This is a genomic window from Mediterraneibacter hominis, assembly GCF_014287475.1.
Classification (GTDB): Bacteria; Bacillota; Clostridia; order Lachnospirales; family Lachnospiraceae; genus Mediterraneibacter; species Mediterraneibacter hominis.
In genome coordinates this window covers 1504251-1529830 of sequence record NZ_JACOPF010000001.1, presented here as the reverse complement: position 1 = coordinate 1529830, position 25580 = coordinate 1504251, and the positions used below count along the sequence as shown (strand labels likewise).

At 41.9% G+C, this 25580-nt stretch carries 25 protein-coding genes and 7 tRNA genes; 22 read left to right on the top strand and 10 right to left on the bottom strand.

Annotated features, from left to right (window positions below):
- Nucleotides 1-40: 40 nt before the first annotated feature.
- The 14 genes from pepD to H8S37_RS17250 all read left to right on the top strand — a co-directional run bounded on the left by pepD (nt 41) and on the right by H8S37_RS17250 (nt 7301).
- Nucleotides 41-1471 carry a beta-Ala-His dipeptidase gene (gene pepD, locus H8S37_RS07430; RefSeq protein WP_186875351.1) on the top strand — a complete coding sequence of 477 codons (1431 nt, stop codon included), beginning with the start codon at nt 41-43 and terminating at the stop codon, nt 1469-1471.
- A 145-nt stretch (nt 1472-1616) separates the two neighbouring features.
- Nucleotides 1617-2111 (top strand): DUF1700 domain-containing protein, encoded by a 495-nt coding sequence (locus tag H8S37_RS07425; protein WP_186875350.1) that lies wholly within the window; start codon nt 1617-1619, stop codon nt 2109-2111.
- Between the two features lie 268 nt (nt 2112-2379).
- A complete protein-coding gene (locus H8S37_RS07420) occupies nt 2380-2565 on the top strand; it encodes a hypothetical protein (RefSeq protein WP_186875349.1) in 186 nt (61 codons plus the stop codon).
- Nucleotides 2566-2693: 128 nt separating this feature from the next.
- Entirely contained in the window at nt 2694-3842 is a 1149-nt protein-coding gene (locus H8S37_RS07415; RefSeq protein WP_186875348.1) for a THUMP domain-containing class I SAM-dependent RNA methyltransferase, read from the top strand.
- 12 nt (nt 3843-3854) lie between these two features.
- Nucleotides 3855-4469: an XTP/dITP diphosphatase gene (locus tag H8S37_RS07410; protein WP_186875347.1), complete on the top strand. Its 615-nt coding sequence runs from the start codon at nt 3855-3857 to the stop codon at nt 4467-4469.
- Nucleotides 4466-4948, top strand: a complete 483-nt coding sequence (locus H8S37_RS07405; protein WP_186875346.1) for a metallophosphoesterase family protein — start codon at nt 4466-4468, stop codon at nt 4946-4948. Before H8S37_RS07410 ends, H8S37_RS07405 begins: the two co-directional genes overlap by 4 nt.
- Before the next feature lie 304 nt (nt 4949-5252).
- A tRNA-Pro gene (locus H8S37_RS07400) sits at nt 5253-5327 on the top strand.
- A 7-nt stretch (nt 5328-5334) separates the two neighbouring features.
- A tRNA-Gly gene (locus tag H8S37_RS07395) sits at nt 5335-5405 on the top strand.
- Between the two features lie 49 nt (nt 5406-5454).
- Nucleotides 5455-5528 (top strand) — tRNA-Arg (locus H8S37_RS07390).
- A 5-nt stretch (nt 5529-5533) separates the two neighbouring features.
- A tRNA-His gene (locus tag H8S37_RS07385) sits at nt 5534-5607 on the top strand.
- A gap of 52 nt (nt 5608-5659) precedes the next feature.
- Nucleotides 5660-5731 (top strand) — tRNA-Gln (locus tag H8S37_RS07380).
- A 27-nt stretch (nt 5732-5758) separates the two neighbouring features.
- Nucleotides 5759-5831, top strand: a tRNA-Lys gene (locus H8S37_RS07375).
- Between the two features lie 156 nt (nt 5832-5987).
- Nucleotides 5988-6068, top strand: a tRNA-Leu gene (locus H8S37_RS07370).
- A gap of 216 nt (nt 6069-6284) precedes the next feature.
- Nucleotides 6285-7301 (top strand): N-acetylmuramoyl-L-alanine amidase, encoded by a 1017-nt coding sequence (locus tag H8S37_RS17250; protein WP_243207081.1) that lies wholly within the window; start codon nt 6285-6287, stop codon nt 7299-7301.
- A 91-nt stretch (nt 7302-7392) separates the two neighbouring features.
- On the opposite strand, the gene H8S37_RS07355 is transcribed toward H8S37_RS17250, so the two are convergent.
- Nucleotides 7393-8616, bottom strand: coding sequence for a 6-phosphofructokinase (locus tag H8S37_RS07355; protein ID WP_186875345.1), 1224 nt, complete (start codon nt 8614-8616; stop codon nt 7393-7395).
- Nucleotides 8617-8816: 200 nt separating this feature from the next.
- Between H8S37_RS07355 and H8S37_RS07350 the strand changes: the two genes are divergently transcribed.
- The 7 genes from H8S37_RS07350 to H8S37_RS07320 all read left to right on the top strand — a co-directional run bounded on the left by H8S37_RS07350 (nt 8817) and on the right by H8S37_RS07320 (nt 15312).
- Entirely contained in the window at nt 8817-9833 is a 1017-nt protein-coding gene (locus H8S37_RS07350) for a glycosyltransferase family 2 protein (protein ID WP_186875344.1), read from the top strand.
- 117 nt (nt 9834-9950) lie between these two features.
- Nucleotides 9951-10547 carry a rubrerythrin gene (gene rbr / locus H8S37_RS07345; protein ID WP_186875343.1) on the top strand — a complete coding sequence of 199 codons (597 nt, stop codon included), beginning with the start codon at nt 9951-9953 and terminating at the stop codon, nt 10545-10547.
- Between the two features lie 21 nt (nt 10548-10568).
- Nucleotides 10569-12311, top strand: a complete 1743-nt coding sequence (locus H8S37_RS07340) for a S8 family peptidase (RefSeq protein ID WP_186875342.1) — start codon at nt 10569-10571, stop codon at nt 12309-12311.
- A 74-nt stretch (nt 12312-12385) separates the two neighbouring features.
- A complete protein-coding gene (locus H8S37_RS07335) occupies nt 12386-13417 on the top strand; it encodes an NUDIX domain-containing protein (protein ID WP_186875341.1) in 1032 nt (343 codons plus the stop codon).
- Nucleotides 13402-13893 (top strand): DNA-deoxyinosine glycosylase, encoded by a 492-nt coding sequence (locus H8S37_RS07330; RefSeq protein ID WP_186875340.1) that lies wholly within the window; start codon nt 13402-13404, stop codon nt 13891-13893. Before H8S37_RS07335 ends, H8S37_RS07330 begins: the two co-directional genes overlap by 16 nt.
- Nucleotides 13894-14031: 138 nt before the next feature.
- Nucleotides 14032-14658 (top strand): GTP pyrophosphokinase, encoded by a 627-nt coding sequence (locus H8S37_RS07325; protein WP_243207080.1) that lies wholly within the window; start codon nt 14032-14034, stop codon nt 14656-14658.
- A 72-nt stretch (nt 14659-14730) separates the two neighbouring features.
- Nucleotides 14731-15312 carry a nucleotidyl transferase family protein gene (locus tag H8S37_RS07320; protein ID WP_186875339.1) on the top strand — a complete coding sequence of 194 codons (582 nt, stop codon included), beginning with the start codon at nt 14731-14733 and terminating at the stop codon, nt 15310-15312.
- 130 nt (nt 15313-15442) lie between these two features.
- On the opposite strand, the gene trhA is transcribed toward H8S37_RS07320, so the two are convergent.
- From trhA to H8S37_RS07275, 9 genes are all read right to left on the bottom strand, one after another.
- Complete coding sequence (trhA, locus tag H8S37_RS07315; RefSeq protein ID WP_186875338.1) at nt 15443-16102, bottom strand: PAQR family membrane homeostasis protein TrhA; 660 nt, start codon at nt 16100-16102, stop codon at nt 15443-15445.
- A 231-nt stretch (nt 16103-16333) separates the two neighbouring features.
- On the bottom strand, nt 16334-17263 hold the full coding sequence (arcC, locus tag H8S37_RS07310; RefSeq protein WP_186875337.1) for a carbamate kinase: 930 nt from the start codon (nt 17261-17263) through the stop codon (nt 16334-16336).
- Nucleotides 17264-17387: 124 nt separating this feature from the next.
- The gene (locus H8S37_RS07305) at nt 17388-17927 is read right to left on the bottom strand and encodes a prolyl-tRNA synthetase associated domain-containing protein (RefSeq protein WP_186875336.1); all 540 of its coding nucleotides are present in this window, start codon (nt 17925-17927) and stop codon (nt 17388-17390) included.
- A gap of 14 nt (nt 17928-17941) precedes the next feature.
- On the bottom strand, nt 17942-19519 hold the full coding sequence (locus tag H8S37_RS07300; protein ID WP_186875335.1) for a DUF975 family protein: 1578 nt from the start codon (nt 19517-19519) through the stop codon (nt 17942-17944).
- Nucleotides 19520-19642: 123 nt separating this feature from the next.
- Complete coding sequence (locus tag H8S37_RS07295) at nt 19643-20032, bottom strand: hypothetical protein (protein ID WP_186875334.1); 390 nt, start codon at nt 20030-20032, stop codon at nt 19643-19645.
- A gap of 113 nt (nt 20033-20145) precedes the next feature.
- Entirely contained in the window at nt 20146-21387 is a 1242-nt protein-coding gene (locus H8S37_RS07290) for an ABC transporter permease (RefSeq protein WP_186875333.1), read from the bottom strand.
- Nucleotides 21388-21420: 33 nt separating this feature from the next.
- Nucleotides 21421-23121, bottom strand: a complete 1701-nt coding sequence (locus H8S37_RS07285) for an efflux RND transporter periplasmic adaptor subunit (protein WP_186875332.1) — start codon at nt 23119-23121, stop codon at nt 21421-21423.
- The gene (locus H8S37_RS07280) at nt 23111-23824 is read right to left on the bottom strand and encodes an ABC transporter ATP-binding protein (RefSeq protein ID WP_186875331.1); all 714 of its coding nucleotides are present in this window, start codon (nt 23822-23824) and stop codon (nt 23111-23113) included. The genes H8S37_RS07285 and H8S37_RS07280 overlap by 11 nt, the downstream gene beginning before the upstream one ends.
- A 199-nt stretch (nt 23825-24023) precedes the next feature.
- Nucleotides 24024-24659 (bottom strand): GNAT family N-acetyltransferase, encoded by a 636-nt coding sequence (locus H8S37_RS07275; RefSeq protein ID WP_186875330.1) that lies wholly within the window; start codon nt 24657-24659, stop codon nt 24024-24026.
- Between the two features lie 86 nt (nt 24660-24745).
- Between H8S37_RS07275 and H8S37_RS07270 the strand changes: the two genes are divergently transcribed.
- The gene (locus H8S37_RS07270; protein WP_186875329.1) at nt 24746-25549 is read left to right on the top strand and encodes a MerR family transcriptional regulator; all 804 of its coding nucleotides are present in this window, start codon (nt 24746-24748) and stop codon (nt 25547-25549) included.
- The last annotated feature ends 31 nt before the right edge of the window (nt 25550-25580 follow it).

Here is a 25580-nt window from a genome sequence, read left to right as displayed (position 1 = left end):
TTAAATTGGAATAAAATAAGAGTACAGGAAAGGAAAAGGCATGAACGTAGAGAATGTAATTTCATATTTTAAAAAGGTATGTTCTATACCAAGAGCTTCGGCAGATGAAGGGGCGATTGCAGACTATATAGTCGGATTTGCCAGGGAACGCGGTTTGGAGGTGCACAGAGATGAGATAAACAATATCATTATCCGGAAACCAGGCACCGTAAAAGGGGCTAAACCAGTGATACTGCAGGGACATCTTGATATGGTGTATGTAAAGGAAGAAGGAAGCAGCCACCGTTATGAGGACGGAATCGAAGTAAAAGAAGATGAGGAATATTATTTTGCAGATGGAACATCTCTGGGGGCAGATAATGGAATTGCTGTGGCATACTGTTTAGCAATTTTAGACAGTAAAGACTTAAAGCATCCAGATTTGGAAGTCATCTTTACTGTACAGGAGGAGACGGGACTGATCGGGGCAGATAAGCTGGATATTTCTTCCTTGAAGGGAACACGTTTTATTAATTTGGATTCGGAGGAGGAAGGGGTTTTCTATACAAGCTGTGCAGGCGGGCTGCGCTGCCGTATGATCTGGAATCTGGAAAAGGAGGTATGGGAGGAGGAGAGCGTCCCTGTAACTGTAAATGTAAGAGAGCTTGCAGGCGGTCACTCCGGCATCAATATCGGAAAAGGACTGGGAAATTCGATTGTGCTTTTAGGCAGGCTATGTTACGCTTTGAAGGATACCAAGGCAAGAATCTGCGACATGGAAGTAGAGGGCAAAGCAAATGCGATCGCGAATACGGGAAAGGCTTGTTTTTGTGTAAAGCCGGAAGAAAAAGAGAAAGTGGTGAACATCATCCGTGATACAGAAGAAATTTTCCGTAAGGAGCTGCAGTATACAGATCATATTTCGCTGGAAATAACGGAAGGGCTGCCGGTAAAAAATGCAATGGTGTATACAGAAAAGTATCAGACAGGCATTACAAAAAGCCTTATGCTGCTTCCATACGGTGTAGCAGGGTATTCCTTTGCAATAGAGGGATTAATTGAGACATCTATGAGCATGGGAGCGCTGACAACAGAAAACGGAAAGATGACATTGCTTATGTCGATGAGAAGCTCTGTTGAGTCACAGAAATACTTTTTGAGAGACAAAATTCAGATCATTGCAGAAGCGTTTTGTGACGAGTGTATTTTTGAGAGTGACTATCCAGGATGGCAATACAGGGCAGAATCGCCGTTGCGTGAAAAAGCGATCGAGATATATGAAAGATTATCGGGAAGGAAAGCGGAACTTGCGGCGATCCATGCAGGCCTGGAGTGTGGATACTGGGATGGAAAGAAACCTGGGATGGATATTATTTCCGTAGGACCGAATTTGTATGATGTACATTCTACAAAAGAAAAAGTTTCCAAAACTTCTATATCAAATATGTGGAACTGGCTGACAGAACTTTTGAAAGAACTGTCAGAGGTATAATTTTAAGAAAATTTAAGAACCTTGTACTTTAAATAGCAGATAAGGTATGCTATTCTAAGTGCAAGGTTTTTTGTATAGGAACTTCGTTCTCTATGCAAGAAAATCCACACTGGAAGCAGGACATAACAGTATGCAGGAGGTACAGATGACACGAACCGAATTTCTGGACAAATTAAAAGAAGCATTAAAAGGAAGCTTAAGTGATAGAGAAGTACAGGAAAATGTGGAATATTACGCACAGTATATAGCAGAAGAGACAAGGCAAGGGAAAAGTGAGGAGGAAATACTTTCCATGCTCGGCGATCCGTGGATTTTGGCGCGTACAATCATAGATGCGAGTGACGGAACCGACAGAGAGACGGTTTATGGAAACGGACAAGACACAGCATATACACAATACAGGACAGACAGGAGATATGACCAGCAGAAGAATGGAGGATATGAAGAAGAAAAGAGGAGAGTTCATATACTAGGGCTGAATACTTGGTGGAAAAAACTGCTTCTATTACTTTGTGTTGTCTTGGTGATCGCTGTAATTGTGTCATTTGTTACGGGGATTATCCGCCTTTTAGCACCGGTATTGATACCGATTATTGTGGTTTTGTTACTGGTACGGATAGTAAAAAACAGACACGAATAACAGTGTATTGTTTTGCAGAGATATAAATGAGAGAAAAGAAGAAAAAGTAAAAGACCGATGGGGGAGCCATCGGTCTTTTGAGGGGAGTATAAATAATTAATAAGGGGTTGTAGAAAGTAACCTTCCTACAAAAGATAGTATAATATATGAAATTGGAAAAAGCAAGCAAAAAAAGAAAAATTCTGTAACTTATTTGTAGATTTTCTGAATAAAAAGTGTATCATCTTCAAACAATAACTATGTACCAAATAAACAGGAGGGATACACAATGGCAAAGAATTACAGCAATACAAACAATTCAAACAAAAATGCAAGCAACAGCTCTTATTCATCTTATGCAAATGAACAGAACAAGAACAAGACATCTAACTGCGGCAAAAACTCTAACAGCAACTCTTCCAAAAACAAGAATAGCAAGAGTATGAACGCATATGATGAACAGGACAACTACTAAACAATGTATATGCCTGCCCTAAATAAGGGTGTATAAACAGACTGTCAGGGGCGTAGGAAAGTTCAACTTTACTACGCCCTTGATTTATAGTAATATGGATACAGACGAATTTTAGAACGGAGGAGTTCATGGAGAAATTAGAATTGATTGCCCCCTGTCATTTTGGTCTGGAATCTGTACTGAAAAAAGAGATTCTAGAGCTTGGCTATGAGATAGCGCAGGTAGAGGATGGCAGGATTACATTTTATGGGGATAGAAGCGCTGTATGCAGGGCGAATATATTTCTTCGGACAGCAGAACGAATTTTGCTGAAAGTAGGAAGCTTTCCGGCTAAGACGTTTGAGGAACTGTTTGAAGGAACAAAAAAACTGGCATGGGAAGAATACATACCGAGGGATGGGAAATTTTGGATTACAAAAGCGGCATCTGTAAAAAGCAAACTATTCAGTCCTTCCGATATACAGTCGATTATGAAGAAAGCGATAGTAGAACGGCTAAAGGTAAAATACCATAAGGATTGGTTTGAAGAAAATGGTTCTGCTTATCCGATTCGGGTATTTTTGATGAAGGATGCAGTGACAGTAGGGATAGATACCTCCGGAACTTCGCTGCATAAAAGAGGGTACCGTCAGAGACAGTCCAAAGCGCCGATCTCAGAGACACTGGCGGCAGCTCTGATTCTTTTAACCCCATGGAAAAGAGATAGAATTTTAGTAGATCCTTTCTGCGGAAGCGGCACCTTTCCGATTGAAGCGGCGTTGATTGCCGCAAATATAGCGCCTGGTATGAATCGGAGTTTTACAGCAGAGCAGTGGAACAATCTGATACCAAAGAAAGACTGGTATGAGGCAGTGGACGAGGCAAACGACCAGATACAAGAGAATATTGAAACAGATATTCAGGGGTATGACATTGATGAGGACGTAATTAGAGCTGCAAGGCAGAATGCGCAGGAGGCGGGGGTTTCCCATCTGATTCATTTGCAGCAGAGAGCTGTAAAGAATTTAAGCCACCCGAAAAAATATGGGTTTATTGTTACCAATCCTCCGTATGGAGAACGGATTGAGGACAGAGAGTCACTCCCAGGGATCTACAGAGAGTTCGGAGAAGGATTTGCGAGGCTTGACAGTTGGTCGGCATATATGATTACGAGTTACGAAGATGCAGAGAGGTATTTTGGAAGAAAAGCCGATAAAAACCGTAAAATCTACAATGGCATGATAAAGACATACTATTATCAGTTTTTAGGTCCGAGACCGCCCAGACAAAAGAGATAGAAGGTAAGAAAAATGGAAAAGAGAATTGTTTTTGCAACCGGAAACCAAGACAAGATGAAAGAAATACGAATGATACTGGAAGATTTGGGGATTCCAGTTTATTCGATGAAAGAAGCAGGGGTAAATATTGAGATTGTGGAGGATGGAACGTCCTTTGAAGAAAATGCGGAGATTAAGGCGAGGGCTGTATCCAGAGTTTTAAAGAATGATATTGTTCTTGCAGATGATTCAGGACTTGAAATTGACTATCTGGACAAGGCGCCAGGCATTTATTCTGCGCGGTTCGCCGGAGAAGATACTTCTTATGATGTAAAGAACAGAATTTTTCTGGATCGTTTGGAAGGTGTTCCGGAAGAAGAACGTACGGCACGTTTTGTCTGTGCTGTAGCTGCTGTATTCCCAGATGGTACTGCAAAGACAGTGCGTGGAACGATTGAAGGGAGAATCGCCCACGAAATATTAGGAGAAAATGGATTTGGATATGATCCTATATTTTACGTGCCGGAATATGGGTGTACAACAGGTGAAATGTCCCCAGAACTAAAAAATAAGCTCAGTCACAGGGGAATAGCACTTCGTGCTATGAGAAAAATTCTGGAAGAAAAATATGGGAAGGAAGCATTATGAAAGTATTAATTGTCAGCGATACGCATGGAAAACACAGGAGTCTGGACCGTGCGCTGGAAGAGGCAGGAGAATTTGATATGTTTATTCATCTGGGTGATGTGGAAGGCGGTGAGGAATATATCAATGCTGTTATCGACTGTGAGAAACATATGGTCAGAGGAAACAATGATTTCTTTTCAGAGCTTCCACAGGAAGAAGAGTTCTATATTGGAAAATATAGGGTATTTATTACGCATGGACATAATTATTATGTATCATTGGATACAGAGTGTTTGAGAGAGGAAGGAAGATCGCGGAATGTGGATATTGTGATGTTTGGACATACACATCGTCCTTTTCTGGAACAAAGTGACGGAGTTACACTATTGAATCCGGGAAGTATTTCTTATCCGCGCCAGGAAGGGAGAAAAGGAAGTTATATGATTATGGAAATAGATGATAAGGGGAAAATTAAATATAGGGAATGCTATCTGGAATAGTGATATAAATGAGGATGAGAAGCACAAACGCAAAATTGTGTAACAGTTCAGCCATACAGTGTGCGGGAAGTATAAAACATGCTTGCATGTTTTTGCAAGCGTACATCTGTATGGGCTTAAGCGCCCATCAATGAGTAAAACGGTGGCGGCAGCCACGATAAGCACGCAGTGCGGTTTTACGAATGGCGCGGGCTGAACTGTTAAAAAAAATGTGTTAAAAAAATGAAAAATTTTGTTGACATGTGCCCTTGTCTATAATATAATAACTATTGCGTCACGGGAAGACAGAGTTGACGAGCAATATCGGGGTGTGGCTCAGCTTGGCTAGAGCGCCTGGTTTGGGACCAGGAGGTCGCAGGTTCGAATCCTGTCACCCCGATGGATTTGCGGGTGTAGTTCAATGGTAGAACACCAGCCTTCCAAGCTGGATACGTGGGTTCGATTCCCATCACCCGCTTTCTCACAGTAGAATGTGAGGAGTCTGATAGACAGGGGATATTTCATAAGAGTCTGTAGCTCAGCTGGATAGAGCAACGGCCTTCTAAGCCGTAGGTCGAGGGTTCGAATCCCCCCAGGCTCGTTATGGTGGGTATGGTGCAGTTGGTTAGCGCGCCAGATTGTGGTTCTGGATGTCGTGGGTTCGAGTCCCACTACCCACCCTTTTTCTTGCATAAGAAAGGCTGGCATGCAGTGTCAGACACAAGTCTTTAATGGGCTATCGCCAAGCGGTAAGGCACAGGACTTTGACTCCTGCATTCGCTGGTTCGAATCCAGCTAGCCCAGTTTACTGAAAATAGTATATGGATATAAGGGCGTGTAGCTCAGGTGGTAGAGCACTTGACTTTTAATCAAGTTGTCCGGGGTTCGAATCCCCGCACGCTCATTAAATAAAAACAGTGGGAACTACCGCGAAGAGTTTTCGCTGTTTTTATTTAATATAATCTTTTTGTATATAGGGACAGCAGCTATAAGTCTTGACATTTGAGCGGATATTGTATAAAATTAATATGCTGTTTTTAAAAGAAAATTATCTTGATATGCGGATATGGCGGAATTGGCAGACGCGCCAGATTTAGGATCTGGTGTCTATGACGTGCAGGTTCAAGTCCTGTTATCCGCATTGAATAAACCTTTGAGGATGCTTATAGAGTGTTTTCAAAGGTTTTTTTATGCTAAAATATATTCTTAATGTTTTTCTATAAAAGATAGGAACGAATGTGCTGATACAGTGCATAAAATAATACGAAACATATAGTAAATTAGAGAAAAAAGAGGTGTCTGGCGTGGACCCTCTACCTGCTGCGGTAGAGTGGCAGGAAAGAAAGGAGCTCTCAATATGAAAATAGGTTTAAGAGGCGGGCATAGTCCAAATTGTAAAGGGGCTGTTGGAATCCTTGATGAACAGACAGAGGTAAGGAAAATTTATAATGCTCTTGCTCCTATACTACAGGCGGCAGGACACACAGTTGTCAACTGCAATTCTGATGCGTACAGCGTAAGCGGTGAGCTTTCAGAAGGTACAAATAAAGCGAATTCAAATGGTTGTGATGTATATATTACTATTCATATGAACGCTTCCGGAGGTGCGGGAAACGGGACAGAGGTGTGGCTGTATGACGGAAGCAATGGGACAATGAATAGTATCGCAGATAATATCTGCAATAATTTTGCAAAGAAAGGATTTCAAAACAGAGGTAGAAAATATAATACAGGTTACCATGACTTAAATGCTTCCGCTATGCCGGCAATGATTGTGGAAACGTTATTTTGCGATAACAGCCATGACGTCGGTTTATATAACAGTTTGGGGACATCCGGCGTTGCTGAATTGATTGCAAAGGGAATTGCAGGACAGACTGTATCTGGTGGTGTAACAGTGTCTGTACCGTCTTCTACTTCTTCAGTATCGGAAGGAGATGCAGGGGTTGTATTTACCTATGCCGTGAAGCTGACAGACGGAACGATCCTTCCGTTTGTAGAAAATCTGTCCGACTATGCAGGGCTTCCGGGAAAAACAGTGGCAGGGATTGCAGTAAGAGTAAATAAAGGAACCGTAAAATACAGGGCACACAGTAAGGAAAGTGGGTGGTATCCGTATGTAACGGGATGTGACTGGAATGATATTATAAATGGCTGGGCGGGGGATAATGGAGCTACTATTGACGCTGTGGAGGTCTATTATGAGACACCGGCAGATATTGTAGAGAATTATGGCTACCAGAAAGCACAATACAGGGTTGCCCCAGTGGGCGGCGCTTATTATGCATGGCAGTTTGACAATGAGAAAGATGAGCAGCAGGATGGATTTGCTGGTGTGTTCGGAATAGCATTCGACAGATTTCAGCTATTCTAAATCTTTATTTTGCCGCCGGCTACTTTTACTGAAGTAGCCGGTGATATTGGAACCACTCCTTTTTAACTATAGCTTTATGTATTCTGGACTTTTATCTGCGGTATGCAAATCGGGGAAGTCCGTTTTCTTTTGGGACAGATACTTCTCCTTGAATCAATGGCTGAGCATAACGGATAAACGCCTCTGTCACATCACAACCATCTTTGGTAATCCAGTCCGTAGGAACCGTTTTTTCCTGATTACAGATAAGCGTGACATCCTCTGTTGTGTAATCTACTGTATAAGGATCTTCTGCTGCACGTTTCAACGCGATCATTTTTCCGCTTTCTCCTTCCAATGCACATTTGACACCGTAGGCGCCGGAAGCAACTGCCTCTTTTAGATCCGTGCCGGAAAGCATAGAGGAGGAACATCTCTGGCATACGTTGAGCTCAATGGAGCGCACTTTGACGCCGAGCCTTTCTTTTACAAGGTTTTCCAGATATTTTCCAGACCCTGTCAGCATTTTATGGCCGAAATTATCTACGCCGACGTCATTTGCAAATTCACAGACAAACTTACCATGTTCATCATGGATACCTTCGGATATGCAGACAACAAGATTAGAGGTTGTCCGAAGGGCTTTTTCTATCTGTTTTAAAAAGGCTTCCTGGGAGAAGTTCGTTTCCGGCAGGTAAATAAAAAGTGGATTATCTCCTTTGTATTTACGTGCAAGGGCGCTTGCCGCCGTAAGCCATCCTGCATGTCTGCCCATGATCTCCACAATGGTAACAGACTTTTTGTTGTCATAGACAGAGGCGTCAGTTACGATTTCGCGGACAGTAGATGCCACATATTTTGCGGCGCTTGGAAATCCCGGGGTATGATCCGTTAGAATCAGGTCGTTATCGATCGTTTTGGGAACCCCGATAAAACGAATATCACTGCCCGTCTTTTGAGCGTAGCGAGAGAGCTTGCTGACCGTATCCATAGAATCGTTACCGCCGATATAAAAGAAATATCCGATTTTATAATCAGAGAATTTCTGAAATAGAAGAGGATAGACTGCATCCTCCAGATTCTCTGGGAGCTTGTAACGGCAGGAACCAAGATAAGAGCCTGGAGTAGTTTTTATCAGCTCCAGTTCGCCGGACTTGTCAAGAGGTTTCATGTCCATAAGTTTTCCATTTAAAAATCCTTCAATTCCGTTTATCATACCATAGACAGTGCCAAACGAGTCCTCGCGGTTAAGTGCTTCATAGACAACCCCGTAAAGACTGGCGTTGATGACGGCAGTGGGGCCTCCAGACTGTCCTACAATTACATTTTTTTTCATCTTGTCTCCTCCTGGATTAAAATCATCTGAAATTACCGGCGTAGATATACCGGCATCTATAATTACTATAAAGGAAAGAGACAGAATTTACAATAAAACAAATGAAAAGATTGTGCTGTACGAGGAGTATTTTCCTTTTAATCGGGGAAAAACAATGCTATAATGAGTCTGTATTTAGCATAGAAAGGATGAGAAGGAGCATGAAGTATATATCATTTGCAATTCCCTGTTATAATTCGGAAAGTTATATGGAAAAAGCAATTTGTTCGATTCTTGCAGGCGGTGAGGATGTAGAAATCATCATTGTCGATGACGGCTCAAAGGATGGAACTCTGGAAATTTCGAAGAAATACGAAAAAGAATACCCTGCGATTGTCAAGGCAGTTACAAAGGAAAACGGCGGACACGGGGATGCGGTTAATTGCGGGCTTCAGGCGGCGACAGGAAAGTATTTTAAAGTGGTAGACAGTGATGACTGGGTAGATAAGGATGCACTTTTGAAAATTTTGGAGACGATAAAGAAATTTGCAGATGCCGGTACAGAAGTGGACATGGTGATTGCAAATTATGTATATGAAAAGGTCGGGATGGAGAACAAGAAGGTAATCCGGTATAGTAATGTACTGCCCCAGAACCAGATATTTAAGTGGGATGATATCGGACGCTTCCATTTGGATCAGTATATTTTGATGCATTCCGTTATTTACCGGACAGAGATGCTCAAGCTTTGCCAGTTAAAGCTTCCAAAGCATACATTTTATGTAGACAATATTTATGTCTATTATCCTCTTCCGCATGTCAGAACACTTTACTATATGGATGTGGACTTTTACCGGTATTTTATTGGAAGAGAAGATCAGTCGGTCAATGAAAAAGTTATGATAAGCAGGATAGATCAACAGATTTTTGTCACAAAAACAATGATTGCGATGTACGAGCTGAAAATGATTCCAAGCAGGAAGCTCAGAAAATATATGATCAATTATCTTGCGATTATGATGACGGTTTCTTCCATTCTGTGTATCCGATCCAAAAAGCAGGAAAATTTGGACAAAAAGAAAGAGCTGTGGGATTATCTAAAGAAAAAGGATTACGGGACATACTTTAAAATTCGATACGGCATTCTGGGACAGACAATGAATCTCCCCGGAAAATCAGGACGTAAAGTGTCGTCTCTTGCCTACACAGTAGCGCGGCGTCTGATTGGATTTAATTGACCGGACAGAAAAAAAGAGACCGCAAAAGAGTCGGAGTGATAGTAAAATTATTCCAGAATAAGAATAAAATTGAAGCCATGGCACATACTAGTAATAAAAAGAAAAGGAGTATGTATCATGGCTTGTAATTTTTCACAGAGCAAGACAAAAGAAAATTTGATGCGGGCATTTGCAGGGGAAAGCCAGGCGCGGAATCGTTATACAATCGCTGCCGAGAAGGCTGAGAAGTCAGGAATGTACACAGTGGCGGACATATTTTTGTATACAGCAGATCAGGAACGTGCTCATGCAGAAAGGTTTTATGAGCTTCTAAAGGAGATGTCAGGACAGACGATTCAGATTGACGGGACATACCCTGTGGATCAGCAGGAGACTCTGGCAGAGCTTTTAAGGGCAGCGGAGCACAATGAGAAGGAAGAATATGAGGATGTATATAAAAATTTTGGGGACACAGCGAAAGAAGAAGGGTTTTTAGAAGTGGCTTCTGCGTTTTATCAGATTGCGCAGATTGAGCATATCCATGAGATACGCTTTGCCAGACTGGCAGAGATGTTGGAAAACAATACGTATTATGCCAGTGAAGAAGTAAGCACTTGGATGTGCACAAACTGTGGATATATCCATGAAGGGAAGCAAGCGCCGAAGGTATGTCCGGTGTGCAGACACGAGCAGGGATATTTTCTGCCGGACGAATTTATTCCTTATAAAGGCTGATAGGAATTAAGGAGTTATATAATGAGCCAGAAATCAGAAAATCTATTGAATCTTGCACTGGAGGCGACAGAGGAAGAACGAATGAAATCCCTGGAGCTGGAAGTCGGATATCATCCGATCGAAAAAGAATGGGATTTGATTGTAAAGTATTCAGGGTCTCTGTCTGAGATACGTAAGACGGCGGTATCCGTTACAGAATTGATGAACGGATATGCGGTACTTACGATAGAGGAGAAACAGATAGAAAATCTGGCACGTTTTCCTGAAATTGAATTTATAGAGAAACCGAAAAGACTATTCTTTGAGGCAGAGAACGGAAGGAGGGTTTCCTGCATAGATTCTGTGCAGCGTCCTCCTCTTTCTCTGTCAGGGAGAGGTGTGCTGGTAGGAATTATAGACAGTGGAATTGACTATACAAACCCGAACTTTTGTAATACAGACGGAACTACCAGGATCCGCGCACTGTGGGACCAGAGTATTCAGGGAAAACCACCTGCAGGGTATGCATTGGGGACAGAGTATACACAAGAACAGATTAATATGGCTCTGGCACAGGAAGGAAGTATAGAAAGTAAAAAAGAGATCGTGCCGAGCAGAGATACATCAGGACATGGAACGGCTGTAGCAGGGGTGGCGGCCGGAAATGGACGTGGAAGTGAGGGGATGCGGTACAGAGGGGTGGCTTATGAGAGTGAATTGATTGTTGTAAAATTAGGAAATGCCAGAACGGACGGATTTCCGCGGACAACGGAGCTGATGCAGGCAGTAGACTATGTGATACGAAAAGCATTAGAATATCGGATGCCGGTCGCGGTCAATATCAGTTTTGGAAATACATATGGTTCACATGATGGAACCACCCTGCTGGAACGATTTATAGACGCTGCATCAGATGTATGGAAAAATGTAATCTGTGTGGGAAGTGGCAATGAAGGAAACAGCGCGGGACATACATGGGGAAGAATAAATGAGGAGGAAGAAGCGGAGGTACAGCTGGGTGTACAGATGAATGAGCCGGCTCTCAATCTGCAAATATGGAAATCTTATGTGGATGAGATAGAGATATCTGTTGTCAGCCCATCAGGTGTTCATGCGGGACCCTTTAAGGAAACACTGGGGGCACAGCGTTTTGTGATTGGGGGAACAGAGCTGCTGGTGTACTATGGGGAACCAAAGCCATTTAGTGTCCGGCAGGAGATATTTATAGATTTTTTGCCCAGAGAAACTTATATAGAATCCGGCGTCTGGAAAATCCTATTGGAACCGCGAAAAATTACAGAGGGGATATATCAGATGTGGCTGCCCAGTGAAAATGTTTTAAACAGAGGAACCGCTTTTTTAAAACCCTCTGCGGAGATGACACTGACAATTCCTTCTACGGCTTCCAGGGTGGTTACAGTGGCTGCATATGACGCATTGACCTTTTCCTATGCAGATTTCTCAGGGCGAGGGCTGACCGCGTATAACACGGGAGAGATGCAAAAACCAGATCTGGCGGCGCCGGGTGTGGATGTAACAGCGCCGTCCGGAACAGGATATGGAAAATTCAGCGGTACTTCCTTTGCGGTGCCCTTCGCGTCCGGAAGTGCGGCATTGATGATGGAATGGGGAATTGTTAAGGAAAACGATCCGTATCTGTATGGCGAAAAAGTAAAGGCATATCTGCGCAGAGGAGCACGCAAGCTTCCCGGATATGACAGGTGGCCGAATCCACAGCTTGGATACGGGACACTGTGTTTAGAGGAAAGTATTCCGAGACAGTAAAACATTGAAAAAATAAGAAAAGTACACTAATATATTTATAGGTGAAAAATGAAAATGACAGGGGACAAAAGAAAATGGAGAGATTGAGTACACTATGTTATATAGAAAAGGACGGCAAATACTTGATGCTGCACAGGACGGTAAAAGAAAATGATGTCAATAAAGATAAATGGATTGGAGTAGGCGGACATTTCGAGTATGGAGAAAGTCCGGAGGAATGTCTGCTAAGAGAGGTAAAAGAAGAGACGGGATATACACTGACTTCATGGCAATACCGGGGTATTGTGACATTTGTATATGGAGAAGATGTGGTAGAATATATGTCTTTATATACTGCGGATGGGTTTACAGGGGAGTCAATTCCCTGTGATGAAGGAGAACTGGAATGGATTGAAAAGGAGAAAATTTCCAGCCTGGAGCTTTGGGCAGGAGATAAAATCTTTTTCCGGCTTCTGGAGGAGACGGAAAGCTTTTTCTCCTTGAAACTTGTGTATGATACGCAGGATGTGTTAAAGTATGCCGCCCTTAACGGAACGCCGATGGAATTATTCGATGTGAGAAGGGAGGATGGCACGAAAAGCGGAATTGTACAGGAAAGAGGTGTGGTTCACAGGGAAGGACTGCTTCACAGTACGTCGCACGTGTGGATCGTGCGTGAGAATAATAAAAGCGGATATGATGTACTTTTACAGAAAAGAAGTGCACAGAAAGATTCAAATCCAGGCTGCTATGATATTTCCTCTGCAGGACATATCGAAGCGGGGGCAGATTATTTGGAAAGCGCTTTGCGTGAGATGAAGGAAGAGCTGGGGATAGAGGCGCTGCCAGAAGAATTGCAGGAGATTGGAATTCATAGGGGAGGATTTTCAGATGTGTTCCATGGACGCCCTTTTAAAGATAATGAGTTGAGTATGGTTTATCTCTACCGGAAACCAGTAGAGATTTCCAGGCTGAAACTTCAGAAGGCAGAAGTAGAAGCGGTCATATGGATGGACTATGAGGAGTGCAGGAAAAGAATGAAAGAACATACCCTTCCAAACTGCATTTATCCAGAGGAATTTGATATGGTAGGGGAGGCGTTGAAAAAGATATGTCTGACCAAATAAGCCATGAATTTTCCCCTGTATTTAACGAGCAGTCCAGAATTTTGATTCTGGGAACCTTTCCGTCCGTAAAGTCAAGGGAACAAAAATTTTATTATGGACATCCGCAGAATCGGTTCTGGAAAGTGATTGCACGGCTTGTAAATGCAGAAGTACCGCTGACAATCGCGGAGAAGAAAACGTTGCTTTTAGACAATAAAATTGCTGTATGGGATGTGATTGAAAGCTGTGAAATTACCGGATCAAGCGACAGCAGTATTAAGAATGTACGGCCTGCGGACTTACGCATGATTTTAGAGCGTGCGCCGATTCAGAAGATTTATGCAAACGGCAGTACTGCAAAAAAATTATATGACAGATACAGTCTGGAGAAGACAGGAAAAGAGATTATAGGGCTGCCGTCTACCAGTCCGGCAAATGCGGCATATTCTCTTGAGAGGCTGCTGGAATATTGGAAAGATATAAAAACCTGTCTTTAAATTTAGAAAAAGGCCGTTGCAACAATTTTTTACGGAATATTTACAAAAGGATAACCTCAGTTTGGTGGCTGCATAAAAATAACTCTGTTAGCATATATTAGTAAGCATTAATGTGAAAGCAGAGAAAGAAGTGAAAGTTTGAAGCAGGATAGAGAAGGGTTAAGAGTATTTCTCACCGAAGGAGCTTTCCCAGTGAAGGGACAGTGCGTCATCAATCTTTTGTTGACAAGGCTTGAGATTATGAATATGGAGCTGTCGTTGGAAATGGGGAGGAACATTATCCAGACAAAAAGCGGAAGGCTAAAATCATACAAAAGTACATGTAAAAAGCTAGAGAAAAAAGGACTGAAAAGAAATGTGCAGGCGGCATTAAAGAAGATACACGATTTGATTGGAGTGCGTGCGATTTGTTATTATGTGGATGATATATATAGGATAGAAAAAAAGTTAAAGGAACAGTCAGATTTTCGTATTGTAAAAGTAAAGGATTATATACAGAATCCTAAAATATCAGGGTATCAGAGTCTCCACGTAATTTTAAAGGTTCCGATTGTATTTCAAAAAGAAATACAGTGGATGGACGCAGAATTGCAGCTTCGGACAGCAGCGATGGATTTCTGGGCAAATTTGGATCATCAACTGCGTTATAAGAAGGAAGGTGAAGAGCTGCAGTCCATAGATGAGGAATTAAAAGAATGTGCCCAGATGATTCAGAAACTGGATACAAAAATGCTGCATATCAGAAAAAAAATAGAACGGATATAGATAGGATTTGATTTACTAAAAGAACTGTATTATACTTGGTTAGTAGAAAACGCAGGAGAGGAGTTCGGTCAGATGACTGACAAAGGCATAGCACATGGAAGATTTCAAGTACTGCATTTAAAACATATGGAGTATTTATTGGCGGCGAAGATGCGTTGCCAAAAACTATACATCGGGATCACACATCCGGATATTTCTGTATATCCTGCAAGATCTTCTTTAGATATACATGGTACGACAAAGAGGGATAATCCGTTGACTTATATTGAGAGATACGAGATGCTTTTAGATGCTCTGCTTGATTTTGGAGTGAAAAGGGAAGAATTTGAAATTATTCCGTTTCCAATAAGTCATCCGGAGATTCTGATGGAGTATATTCCTTCAGATGCAGTTCACTATATGAATCTATGTGGGGCATGGGATGAAGATAGAAGAAGGATATTGTCAGAGCTTGGAGCGAAGGTTGAGGTTCTTTTTCAAAAGAGTGAAGAGGAAAAAGGAATTACTTCCTCCAGGATTCGTGAAATGATTGCGGATGAAGAAGCATGGGAGATGTATGTCCCCAAAACAGTATATGCATATATTCTTACGCATGGGATTGAAAAGAGAATTCAGCAGCTGCAGTATATCTACACGCCGTCCTTGGAACAATGACTGACAGGGAACAGGGTGGCCGGCAAAAAGCAGTGAGTAGGTTGAAAAATAAAAAATTGAAAAAATAAGAGCCAGGTCTGTAAAAGGCCTGGTTCTTGTATGGAAAGCAGAAGAGTATATCAGATAAAGCTTATGGAAGTACAAATGCATACATTACGATAAAGTGGCAGGCACTTCCGCCCATCACAAAGAGGTGAAAGATTTCATGGCTTCCAAAATTTTTGTGTCTGCTGTTGAAAATTGGAACCTTAAGCGCGTATATTACACCTCCTACAGTATAGATAATTCCTCCTGCCAACAGCCAGCCAAAAGCTGCGGGAGACATATTGTTGAGGATTTGTGTAAACGCAAGAACACAGGTCCATCCCATTCCGATATAGAGTACAGAAGACACCCATTTCGGGCAGTATACCCAAAAGGCTTTGATCAAAATACCAATGAGAGCGATTCCCCATACAATACTTAAAAGAATGATACCGGTTTTTCCCTTTAGAACAATCAGACAGATGGGAGTATAACTACCTGCTATTAAAACGGAAATCATCATATGGTCTATTTTTTTTAAAATTGTATTTGCTTTTTTGGAAATATCAAATGTATGGTAGGTAGTGCTTGCGGCATATAATAAAATCAGGCTTGCCGCATAGATGGCAAGTGAGACTATATATATTTTGCCTGGTTCATTAGCTGCTTTAATCAGAAGGGGAACTGCTGCGAAGATAGCCATTAACATTCCTATAAAATGTGTAATTGCACTGCCAGGTTCCTTGATGTGTTGTTTCTTTTTCATGGGTTACACCTCCTGTGGGTTTAAAAAGTCGACAAGTAGTTTTCAATACTACATTAAGTATATGTATATATTATGACAAGTATTCGAAAAAAGCAAGTAAAGTGATGAAAAAAATAAAAAATCCTGTGATGAAAACGTTACTGCGTTAAACGCTTGTTTTCATCACAGGATTTTTATCTGTCTCTTACAGTGCGAAAAAGACAAAATAAAGCTCCAGAAACTTAATTTTTATTATGCGATAATGGTTCCTGTTTTTTCTTTCAGGCCTTCTTTGACTTTATCGAAGGAAGTAATCAAGGCGCTGCGATTCTCGCCGTCTTCGATAAATTCAATGGCAGCCTGAAATTTCGGGAGCATATTATAAATACCGAAATGTCCTTCATCCATATATTTTTTTGCCTGTTCTACAGTGATTTTTCCTAATTTTTCTTCATTTTTTTGTCCGAGGTTGATACATACCTGTTCTACACTTGTAAGGATGATCAGTTTATCTGCGTTTACCCCTTCTGCTAACTTTCCAGCCGCAAGATCCTTCTCAATTACAGCGCTGGCGCCTTTTAAATGGTTATCCTGTTCCATAACAGGAATTCCGCCTCCTCCGGCAGCAATAACGATCTGATCTGCATCAAGAAGGGCGTTGACAGCATCAAGCTCTACAATTTTAACTGGATTCGGCGCCGACACAACACGGCGGAATCCTTTACCGGGCTCTTCAATGACATAGTTTCCCTTTTTGCGTTCTTCATTTGCTTCCTGTACATTCATATAACGACCGAGTACTTTGGTCGGAGTATAAAAGGCCTCGTCATATGGATCGACGATTACCTGTGTAAGTACAGTGCTGACGGTGCGGTAGATACCACGGTTTAAAAGCTCCTCCCGAATCCCGTTTTGTAAATCATAACCAATATAACCCTGGCTCATGGCAGAGCAGACAGACATTGGAGCAGCCGTATAATCAGGATGTGCTTTACCAAACTCATTCATAGCGGCATGAATCATACCGACCTGGGGAGCATTGCTGTGTGTAATGGCAACCTGGTATCCTTCCTCTATCAGATCTGCGATAGATTTTGCGGTATTTTTTACAGCGATTTTTTGTTCCGGCAGGGTGGTTCCCAAAGCTCGGTGCCCTAAGGCAACTACAACTCGTTTTTTCATAGTATTCCTCCAGTTTGTCTCTGCTGTCCTCTGCATCTGAAACTTAAAGAGAGACAGAAAGTGCCGGACAAAGAGACTTCATAATTAATAAAAAGTATAATCGTTTTTCAGGGAAAATGCAATATTATAAATGCACTGTCACATAAGAATGTCCGGTATGTACAAGGAATTTTTCCAGTATATCCTCCATTCGTATTTTCAGGCTGGAGGTATTGATACAAGGATGACAGCCTATGAATTCTTGTGACAGAATATCTTCATCTATAAGAAGGTGGACGCGTTGGTATGTATCATTCATAAGGCCAAGTACGCTGGCGCTTCCCGGTGAGGTATTCAGTAATTCTTCCATAAATTCCGGTTCTGCAAAAGAAAGGCGAGAGATATGAAGCTGGTGGGAAAGGTCTTTTGTGACAAATTTTTTCTCTCCTGGCATTAAAAGAAGATAAAACTCTGTCTTCTGACGATTCCTAAGAAATAGATTTTTGCATGGCATGATGCCGAGCACATCTTCGATTTCCCGACATGCTTCTATAGTGGGAGCAACGTCGTGATCTACTCCCGTATAAGAAATTTTTAGTTTCTGCAAAAGATCATACACCCGTTCTTCTTTAGAAAGACGGGCAGCGCAGTCTGGCTTTTCTGTAAAAAGTTGCGTATGTACCATAATGATTCCTCCAATCAGAAAGTGAAAATTGAAAAAAGAATGTCTGCGGCAAAAAGAACCGTCAATAGAATACACAGCCAAATTCTTTTTTTACGGGTCAGCTTTAAAAATAAGCGGTTCCATCTGGGAGCGAGGGAATAAAAAAACGCACAGCCTAGAAGAGCAAATGCTACAGTACCGCCCATATAAATACGTCCGTTTATATTTAGAAGGTAGGAGCTGTAATTCCAAAGTCGTATGTGGAGTCCAAATTCTGTAATCCAGTTGACCGCATATTCAAGTAAAGAATACATTCCCATTATAAGCAGAAATACAAAAACAGGCTTTGCAGATAATTTGCGCATAACAATAAGAATACAGATTCCACATAGTCCATAGAGAGGAATCCATGGACCGGTAAGAAGGCTGCGGCTTGTGAAGGTGCCGTCTCGCAGCAGTGAGATACCTACTTCTAAAAGCCATCCAAATACAGAGAAAGCAAAGAACAAAAAATACAGGGACATAAAAGAGTATTTCTGTTGTATTTTAAGGGGAGCCTTTACCGCATATTCTGGCGGCTGGATAGAATATAAAAATGCAGGATACTGGGCTGGTGCAAAATAAGCAATTTTCGTATAAGGCCCCTGTGAGTCATCGTAAAGTGCTTTGCTGATCAACAGTTCGTCTTCGGAGAGTACATGTTCGAGCGCCGGATCATTGAGTTTTTCATAACAAGGTGAGCGAAGAAGGACATAATTGCGCCGAAGAGTCATATATAATTCTGCTTTTGTGCCAATTACATATGGATTTACAAATAAAATATCCAGAAATCCTAAGGTAAGAATAGAAAGACATTTCCATCCTAGAAAAGAAAGGTCCAAAAGAAATAACTTCCATTTATGCTGATGAGTAAGCTGCTTCGAAAGATAAAATGCATTTTTCCTTCCGACAGCAGGATTTTCTGAAAGAATAAATGGAATCATGCTATATTCATAGTGCTTTATAATTCCCCCGATAATTGTAAAATTCCACAGCAGCTGAAAAAGAGAACGGCAAAACATAACCCAGGCTGGTTTGAATATAAATCTCAGCTTGTACAAATAGAAGATCTTATTGATTCTAGTCTGAGGATAATTTCTAATTTCCAGGAAGAAGCGTGCCTCTCCGACCAAAAGAAGATTCGAAATAAAGAACTGATAACCAAATGAAAGAAATACTCCTATTATTAGAAAAAGTGTAGAGTAACTCAAAGGATCCAAAAGAAGGCTGTTGAATGCACGCAGGGCAGAAAAAACAGCTGAAGAAGCATTGGTATATAAATCAATTAAAATGTCAGCTATCCGAAAGGAGTAACTGTCCAGTGCTTCTTCAGTACCGGCATCATCAGAAATATATTCGATTGTATCATTCAAAACTTCAGAGTTTGAATCTTCCGGCATATATGCAGACTTGGTCTGATATTGTGCTGTGAGAGTATGCTGACTGAAAAATGTTGTAGCCAGTGGATAAGAGGCAGTAAGTGTGGCAATTAAAAAACAGACGGATATCATACGCCAATATCCTGCCTTGACGTGTTTCCTCGCTGTTTTCTTAAGTGTCGATCGTTTCCACATTTTTACAATTCCTCCGGAAAACTTAAATTAACCTTATTATAGTTGAGATAATTTGCATTTGCAAGTAAAAAGGGGCTGCCTAGAAAGGCAGCCCCAGACTGTTAAAATGTTTTATGTAATTTCCTATTCAGACTGATACCAGCCCCACATATAAAGAATCGGAAGAATCAGATCTACCACATACAAGAAAGAGAAGCCCGCGATAAAGGAAGAGTATATAACACTTCCAAATTCAAGTACGAGATAAATAACTGCCATAATCAAGACGGATTTTTTTGATTTGTGCAGTACACCGACGATACCGGCAACCAGAACGACACAGGCGGATGCAATCATATATACATAGTATCCGGCAGAAGGAGCGCTCTGTCCAAGCAGTTCATAGGATTGTTCCATTAATTCCGGCATAGTGACCGCCATTACAGTAGACATAATAGAGCCTAGGACAGAAAGACTTCCAAGAACAATCACAATAATTGAGACAACTTTTAACATTTTGCTAGGTTTTAACATACTTATATCCTCCACATAATTAAAATAAAAAATTTATACCTGTTTGATGTATTCTATAATGTATATATACTATCAGCATATGACTTTTCCTGCAAGAGCTGTGTACCGGGCTCTTACATGCGCCTTAAAGCCTCAATCGGACTTAGCCTTGCAGCCTTACGTGCCGGATAAATACCAAATACAATTCCAACACCGCAGGAAAAAATAGTGGCAACTACTACAGCAGGCCAGGAGAGCTGTGCGTGTATACCTCCGATTTCCAATGCACTGATCAAAGCGGTAAGAGCACCTCCAAGCAGGATGCCGATAAGACCTCCCATGCCGGAAATAATTGCGGATTCACATAAAAACTGAAAAATAATGGAACCTGTTTTTGCGCCTAGTGCTTTACGGATGCCGATTTCACGAGTACGCTCTGTAACAGAGACGAGCATAATATTCATAACGCCGATTCCGCCGACAATGAGAGAAATACCCGCAACCAGCGCTACAAATGCTGTCACACCATCCATAATGGAACCAAACATATCAGAAAGATTTAATGGTTTTTGCTGCATGAACGGGGCGTCTCCAAGATTCTGGTGTCGTGCATTTAAAATCTGTACGGCGGAGGAAGCTGTTTTAGAGGCATCTTCCGGATCATATACGGTGACAGATACAGAGGAGAAGGCATCCAGCGGAATTCCAAAAGACTCCGCAGTCGTGTACGGCATTTCCAATGTAGATATGGACTTTTCCATTCCCATCATCTGATAAGTCTGTTCGACCTCCATCATATCGTCGGAGGTTTCACGGATTCCTACAATTGTTACCTCCTGAATACCGCTGTCAACCGCAAGCTCCAGACTCATTCCAATGACGTTGGTATTTCCAAAGAGATACAAGGCTGCGATTTCATCAATCACACAGACGGGGTTCGCATTGGAGACATCATTGTCCGTAAAATATTTTCCCTTTACGAGAGGAGAAGTGTACTGCGCGTTTTCGTAGTCTGGTGTAGTAAAGGTAATATAAGTATCGAAGGTTCCTTTTCTCGTCGTTGTTTTTCCAATAGAAGTCTCTGCGGCAGATACGCTTTGCACACTGTCATTTAAAGAAGTCTTCAGATAAGCAATATCGTCTCCGGTAATGATTTTTGTGTCGGTGACCTCGTCTTCGTTTGCCTGGATAGTTACAGTATTGTTCTGCTCATTGGAAGCGTCAACCACATCTTTTTTCAAACCGTTGCCGATGGAAACAATCGTGACAACGGAGGTGATGCCGATGATAATACCGAGCATTGTCAGAAAGGAACGGCCTTTGTTGGAACGGATATTATCCAGAGCCATTTTTACATATTCAAGAAATTGTCCCATAGTATGTCCTCTTTTCTTTTTAGAGCAGAAGCATCATTCTTCTTCCTTTTCGACTGCAACTGCCTTCATTCCCTCTTTTATATCCACATTCAGATCATTTACAACCTTGTCACCTTCTTTTAGTCCACTTTTGATTTCTGTATGTGTAGTAGAAACTGTTCCAAGCTCTACAGGCCGTTCTTTCACGACGCCGTTTTCCACCACATAGACGAAATCCCCGTCGGAGGAAGCATTGATAACTTCATTGGGAACAATGAGCACATTGTCTGACTTGGCAACGGTCATTGTAATTTTTGCGGTTGCCCCGATACAGATATTTTCATCCGGGTTACTGATATGGATCTTGGCTCCGATGACAGGAGTTCCTTTTTCGTTTTTTACAGCGATTTTATTGGTTTCTGTCAGGGTACCCTGATAGGTATGTTCACCGACTTTGATAGAAACGGCGCTGCCAGTTTTCATTTTTTCATAATCATCCGGAGAAACTTCGATTTTTACCCGGACATTCTCGGTGCTGGCGATTGTAAAGAGCGCCGCACCCTGCGCAGCCATGTTGGTCTGCAGAGCGTCTACGGAGGCAATTACACCATCCATATCAGCTTTCATTCCCTCTTTCCCCTTTTCCAGAAGCTCCTCCGGAGAGAGCGCTGCGAGCTCGGCGAGGTTATCGCTGATGTCCAGGTTGTTCAGCTCTGCCGCACTCATACCAACAGAAGCAGAGCTGCCGCCTGCCGCCGTATAAGCGGACTGCCACTGGGCGTATGCTTCATCATACTGTGCCTTTAACGCAGAATATCCGGCATCGTCCACATTCGGATCCGCAAGGGAATTGAGCTGGCTGTTGGCGTCGTCGATTGCCGTCTGTGCCGTGTTGCGTGCCGAAACGGCGTTGTCGTAATCTTGAAAAATGGATTTGAGAGAATTTAAAAGCTTTTCTTCTTCTTCGCTTAAGTTTTCCTTAGACTCTAGTTCGGCAATCTGCGCGCGTCCTCCGGAGTAGCCGGAGTCAATACTGTCGATAATAGACTGGTTATAGCTGACTGTCTTTGTATTTTCTGCAATCACTGCGTTTAATTGTTCCCGTTTTGCCTGTATCTCTTGTGCTTGTGTACCGGCCAACGCAAGATTTGTCTGGTATTGTTCGTAAGCAGTGTTTACCTGTGCGGCAAGTGTGTTTACAGTGTCCGCCAGTGCATTTGCGGTTTCTGCCGCCTGGGCGCTGGCTGCATTTGCGGCGTCGATTGCCTGGGCATTCTGTGCACGGGCTGCCTGTGAGGTATTGAGGCTGGATTGCAAATTCAACTGTGCCTGTTCATTGCTGCGCTCTAAATCGGTTGTATCAAACGTGACAAGCAGATCTCCAGATTTGACGGTTTTGCCTACTTCAGCGCTGCATTCTTTGATAGGCGCCGAGACGGGGGAATAGTAAGTCTTTGTATTTTCACTTTCAATCGTTCCCGTAGAATTGTAAACTTCTTTTACATTTCCTTTTTTGACTTCCGTTACTTTTAATGTACTGCTTACAGATGCCTCCTTAGAGCCTCCTGTGAGTTTGGAAAGTCCAAAGGCGCCAAGCAGGAGAACGGCGAGAACTGGCACGATGACCCAGGCGGGCAATTTCTTTTTTGGCGGCTTGGAGGAAGTGCCGGCTTCTTCATCTGGAAAATCGTCTTCCAAAAGGATATCTGTAGTGTCAAAGTATTCTTCCTGTGTGTTTTTCTTTTTAGAAAACATAGTGTGTGTCCTCTCTTTCTTCATTCAAATAATCGTCTTCAATTCTGCCGTCTATGATACGGATGACACGATGAACCTGACTGGCGATTTCGTCATCATGGGTGATAATGATAACCGTGCGTCCGCCTGTGTGCAGTGCTTTTAGGATATTCATAATTTCTTTGGTAGATTTGCTGTCCAGATTTCCTGTCGGCTCGTCTGCCAGAATGATAGGAGGCTGTGCCGCAATTGCGCGCGCCACAGCGACACGCTGCTGTTGTCCGCCGGAGAGTTCGTTTGGCTTATGCTTCATTCTTGTGCCAAGTCCTACTTTTTTCAGCGCCTGTACAGCAATGCGGCGACGCTTTTGCTTGCCAAGTCCACGGTAAATGAGGGGAAGTTCAACGTTTCCCACGGCATCCAGATTAGCGACAAGATTGAAGCCCTGGAAAATAAATCCGATTTCTTTATTCCGAATTTCAGATAGAGCATTGTCAGACAGACGAGACACATCTTTCCCATTCAAAAAATAGTTACCGGAGGTTGGAATATCCAGACAGCCGAGCATATTCATCAGAGTTGACTTACCAGAACCAGAATGTCCGATAATCGCGACAAATTCACCTTTTTGAATTTCAAGGCTGATTCCGTCCAGTGCTCTTACCTCGTTTTCGCCGGGATTATAAATTTTATGTAAGTCCTCGACTTTAATGAGTGGTTCCATGTAAATTCCTCCATCAATATAAGTATGGTATATTGTATTAGTTAAATAATACAATATACTTACCCCTTTAAAATGTCAATATATTTTTATAAATTTTTCTCTTTTTGCATATCAGTTCAGCCATATAGTGTGCGGTTTTACGAATGGCGCGGGCTGAACTGTTACCTTTTTGCAGTAGAGAATTTAGTCGAAAAGCATTTTACAATTTGTCGGGAGAGGCATCATAAAGAAAAAACTCCATCTCTGCATTTTTACCTTTCATGTCTAAAGTGCATCTATACATTTGACGCCGCGTCATTCCCTGATGCTCATAAAAACCGAAATTGCAGCTTGAATCTGTATATAAAAAGAAAGTGTTAAGCTGCTCTTGTTTCATGTAGTTAAGCATGCTGTGAAATAATTGATTACCTAATCCCAGACCGCGGTACTCCTCGTCTAGGACAAACAGAGCAACCTCCCCGTCATACTGCCTGTTGGCCTGTCGAAAAAGACGTGCATCTATCTGGCTGATATGCTGAAAAAAATGAAGCAGCTCTCGTCCTTCTTTTCTAGAGAGAAGCTGGCATAGCCCAGTGAACCAGCGTAAATAATATTTAAGAGAACAGGAGCGTTTTGTATGATTTTTTGCTAAAATAATGCCTGCCACAGTGCCGTTTACTTCTGCAGCCTGTGACCAGGTATAGCGTATAAGACAGGAGGCGAGATAAACCTTTGCCAGCCTGCGGGCACTTTCTGGAGATGTAAATGTATCATATTTCCAGGTTCTTCTGATGATGTTTTCTAACGCATTTAAATCCGAGTGGTTTAAGGGTCTTAAGATAATTTTGTTTTCCATAGTATTTTTCCTTTCTTTTTGTTTCTGTACGATTTATACTAAGGATAAACTATCTAGTAACTGTAAAGTCAAGGAGGAGTTGTCCGGTGAAAAAGAGGGAAACATTGAAGCTGACTACAGCACAGTTTGCAAAGCTGCATAATGTGAACAGAAGAACGCTGCACTATTATGACAACATTGAGTTGTTTTCTCCTGCCTATAAGGGTGATAATGGATACCGATATTATGATTACGCGCAGAGTATGGAATTTGAGTTTATCAGGATGCTAAAAGAGCTGCATTTAAGTATTGAGGAAATCAGAAGATTTACAGCCGGACTGGATGAACAGGAGTTTTTACAGATAGCGGCAGAAAAACAAAAAGAGATTGATGAAGAAATAGGAAAGCTGCGGCGCACAAAAAAAGCACTTATTAAAAAGCAGGAAGAGGCGTTGCTCTGTCAACGTGTCAAAGATATGGAGATCGGGATAATAGAATGTAAAGAAGAACATTTTCTGACAGTACCATACAAGTTTGAAAATGATAATTATTTGGATGTACTTCAATATATACAGACTGTGTGGAAGCCGGAGCAGTATCGGGCAGGAGTTGGCAGTTATATTTCCCTGGAGAAGGTAAAGAAGGCACAGTTTGAAGAATATGACGGCCTGTTTTCACCGGCATATAAAAAAGAAAAGAAGATTCTGACAAAACCAAAAGGAAGATATTTGTGCGGGTATTTAAAAGGAAGCTGGGACAGACTGCCAGAACTATATGATAAAATGCTTTGTTATGCGAAAGAGTGTGAATTAGAATTAACCGGATACGCATATGAACAAGGGATGAATGACTTCATAATTGGAAAAGAGGAAAATTATGTGACACAGATAACCATTCAGATTGCAGAATAGTACAGAGGGAAAATAGAGTATTTTTATATGA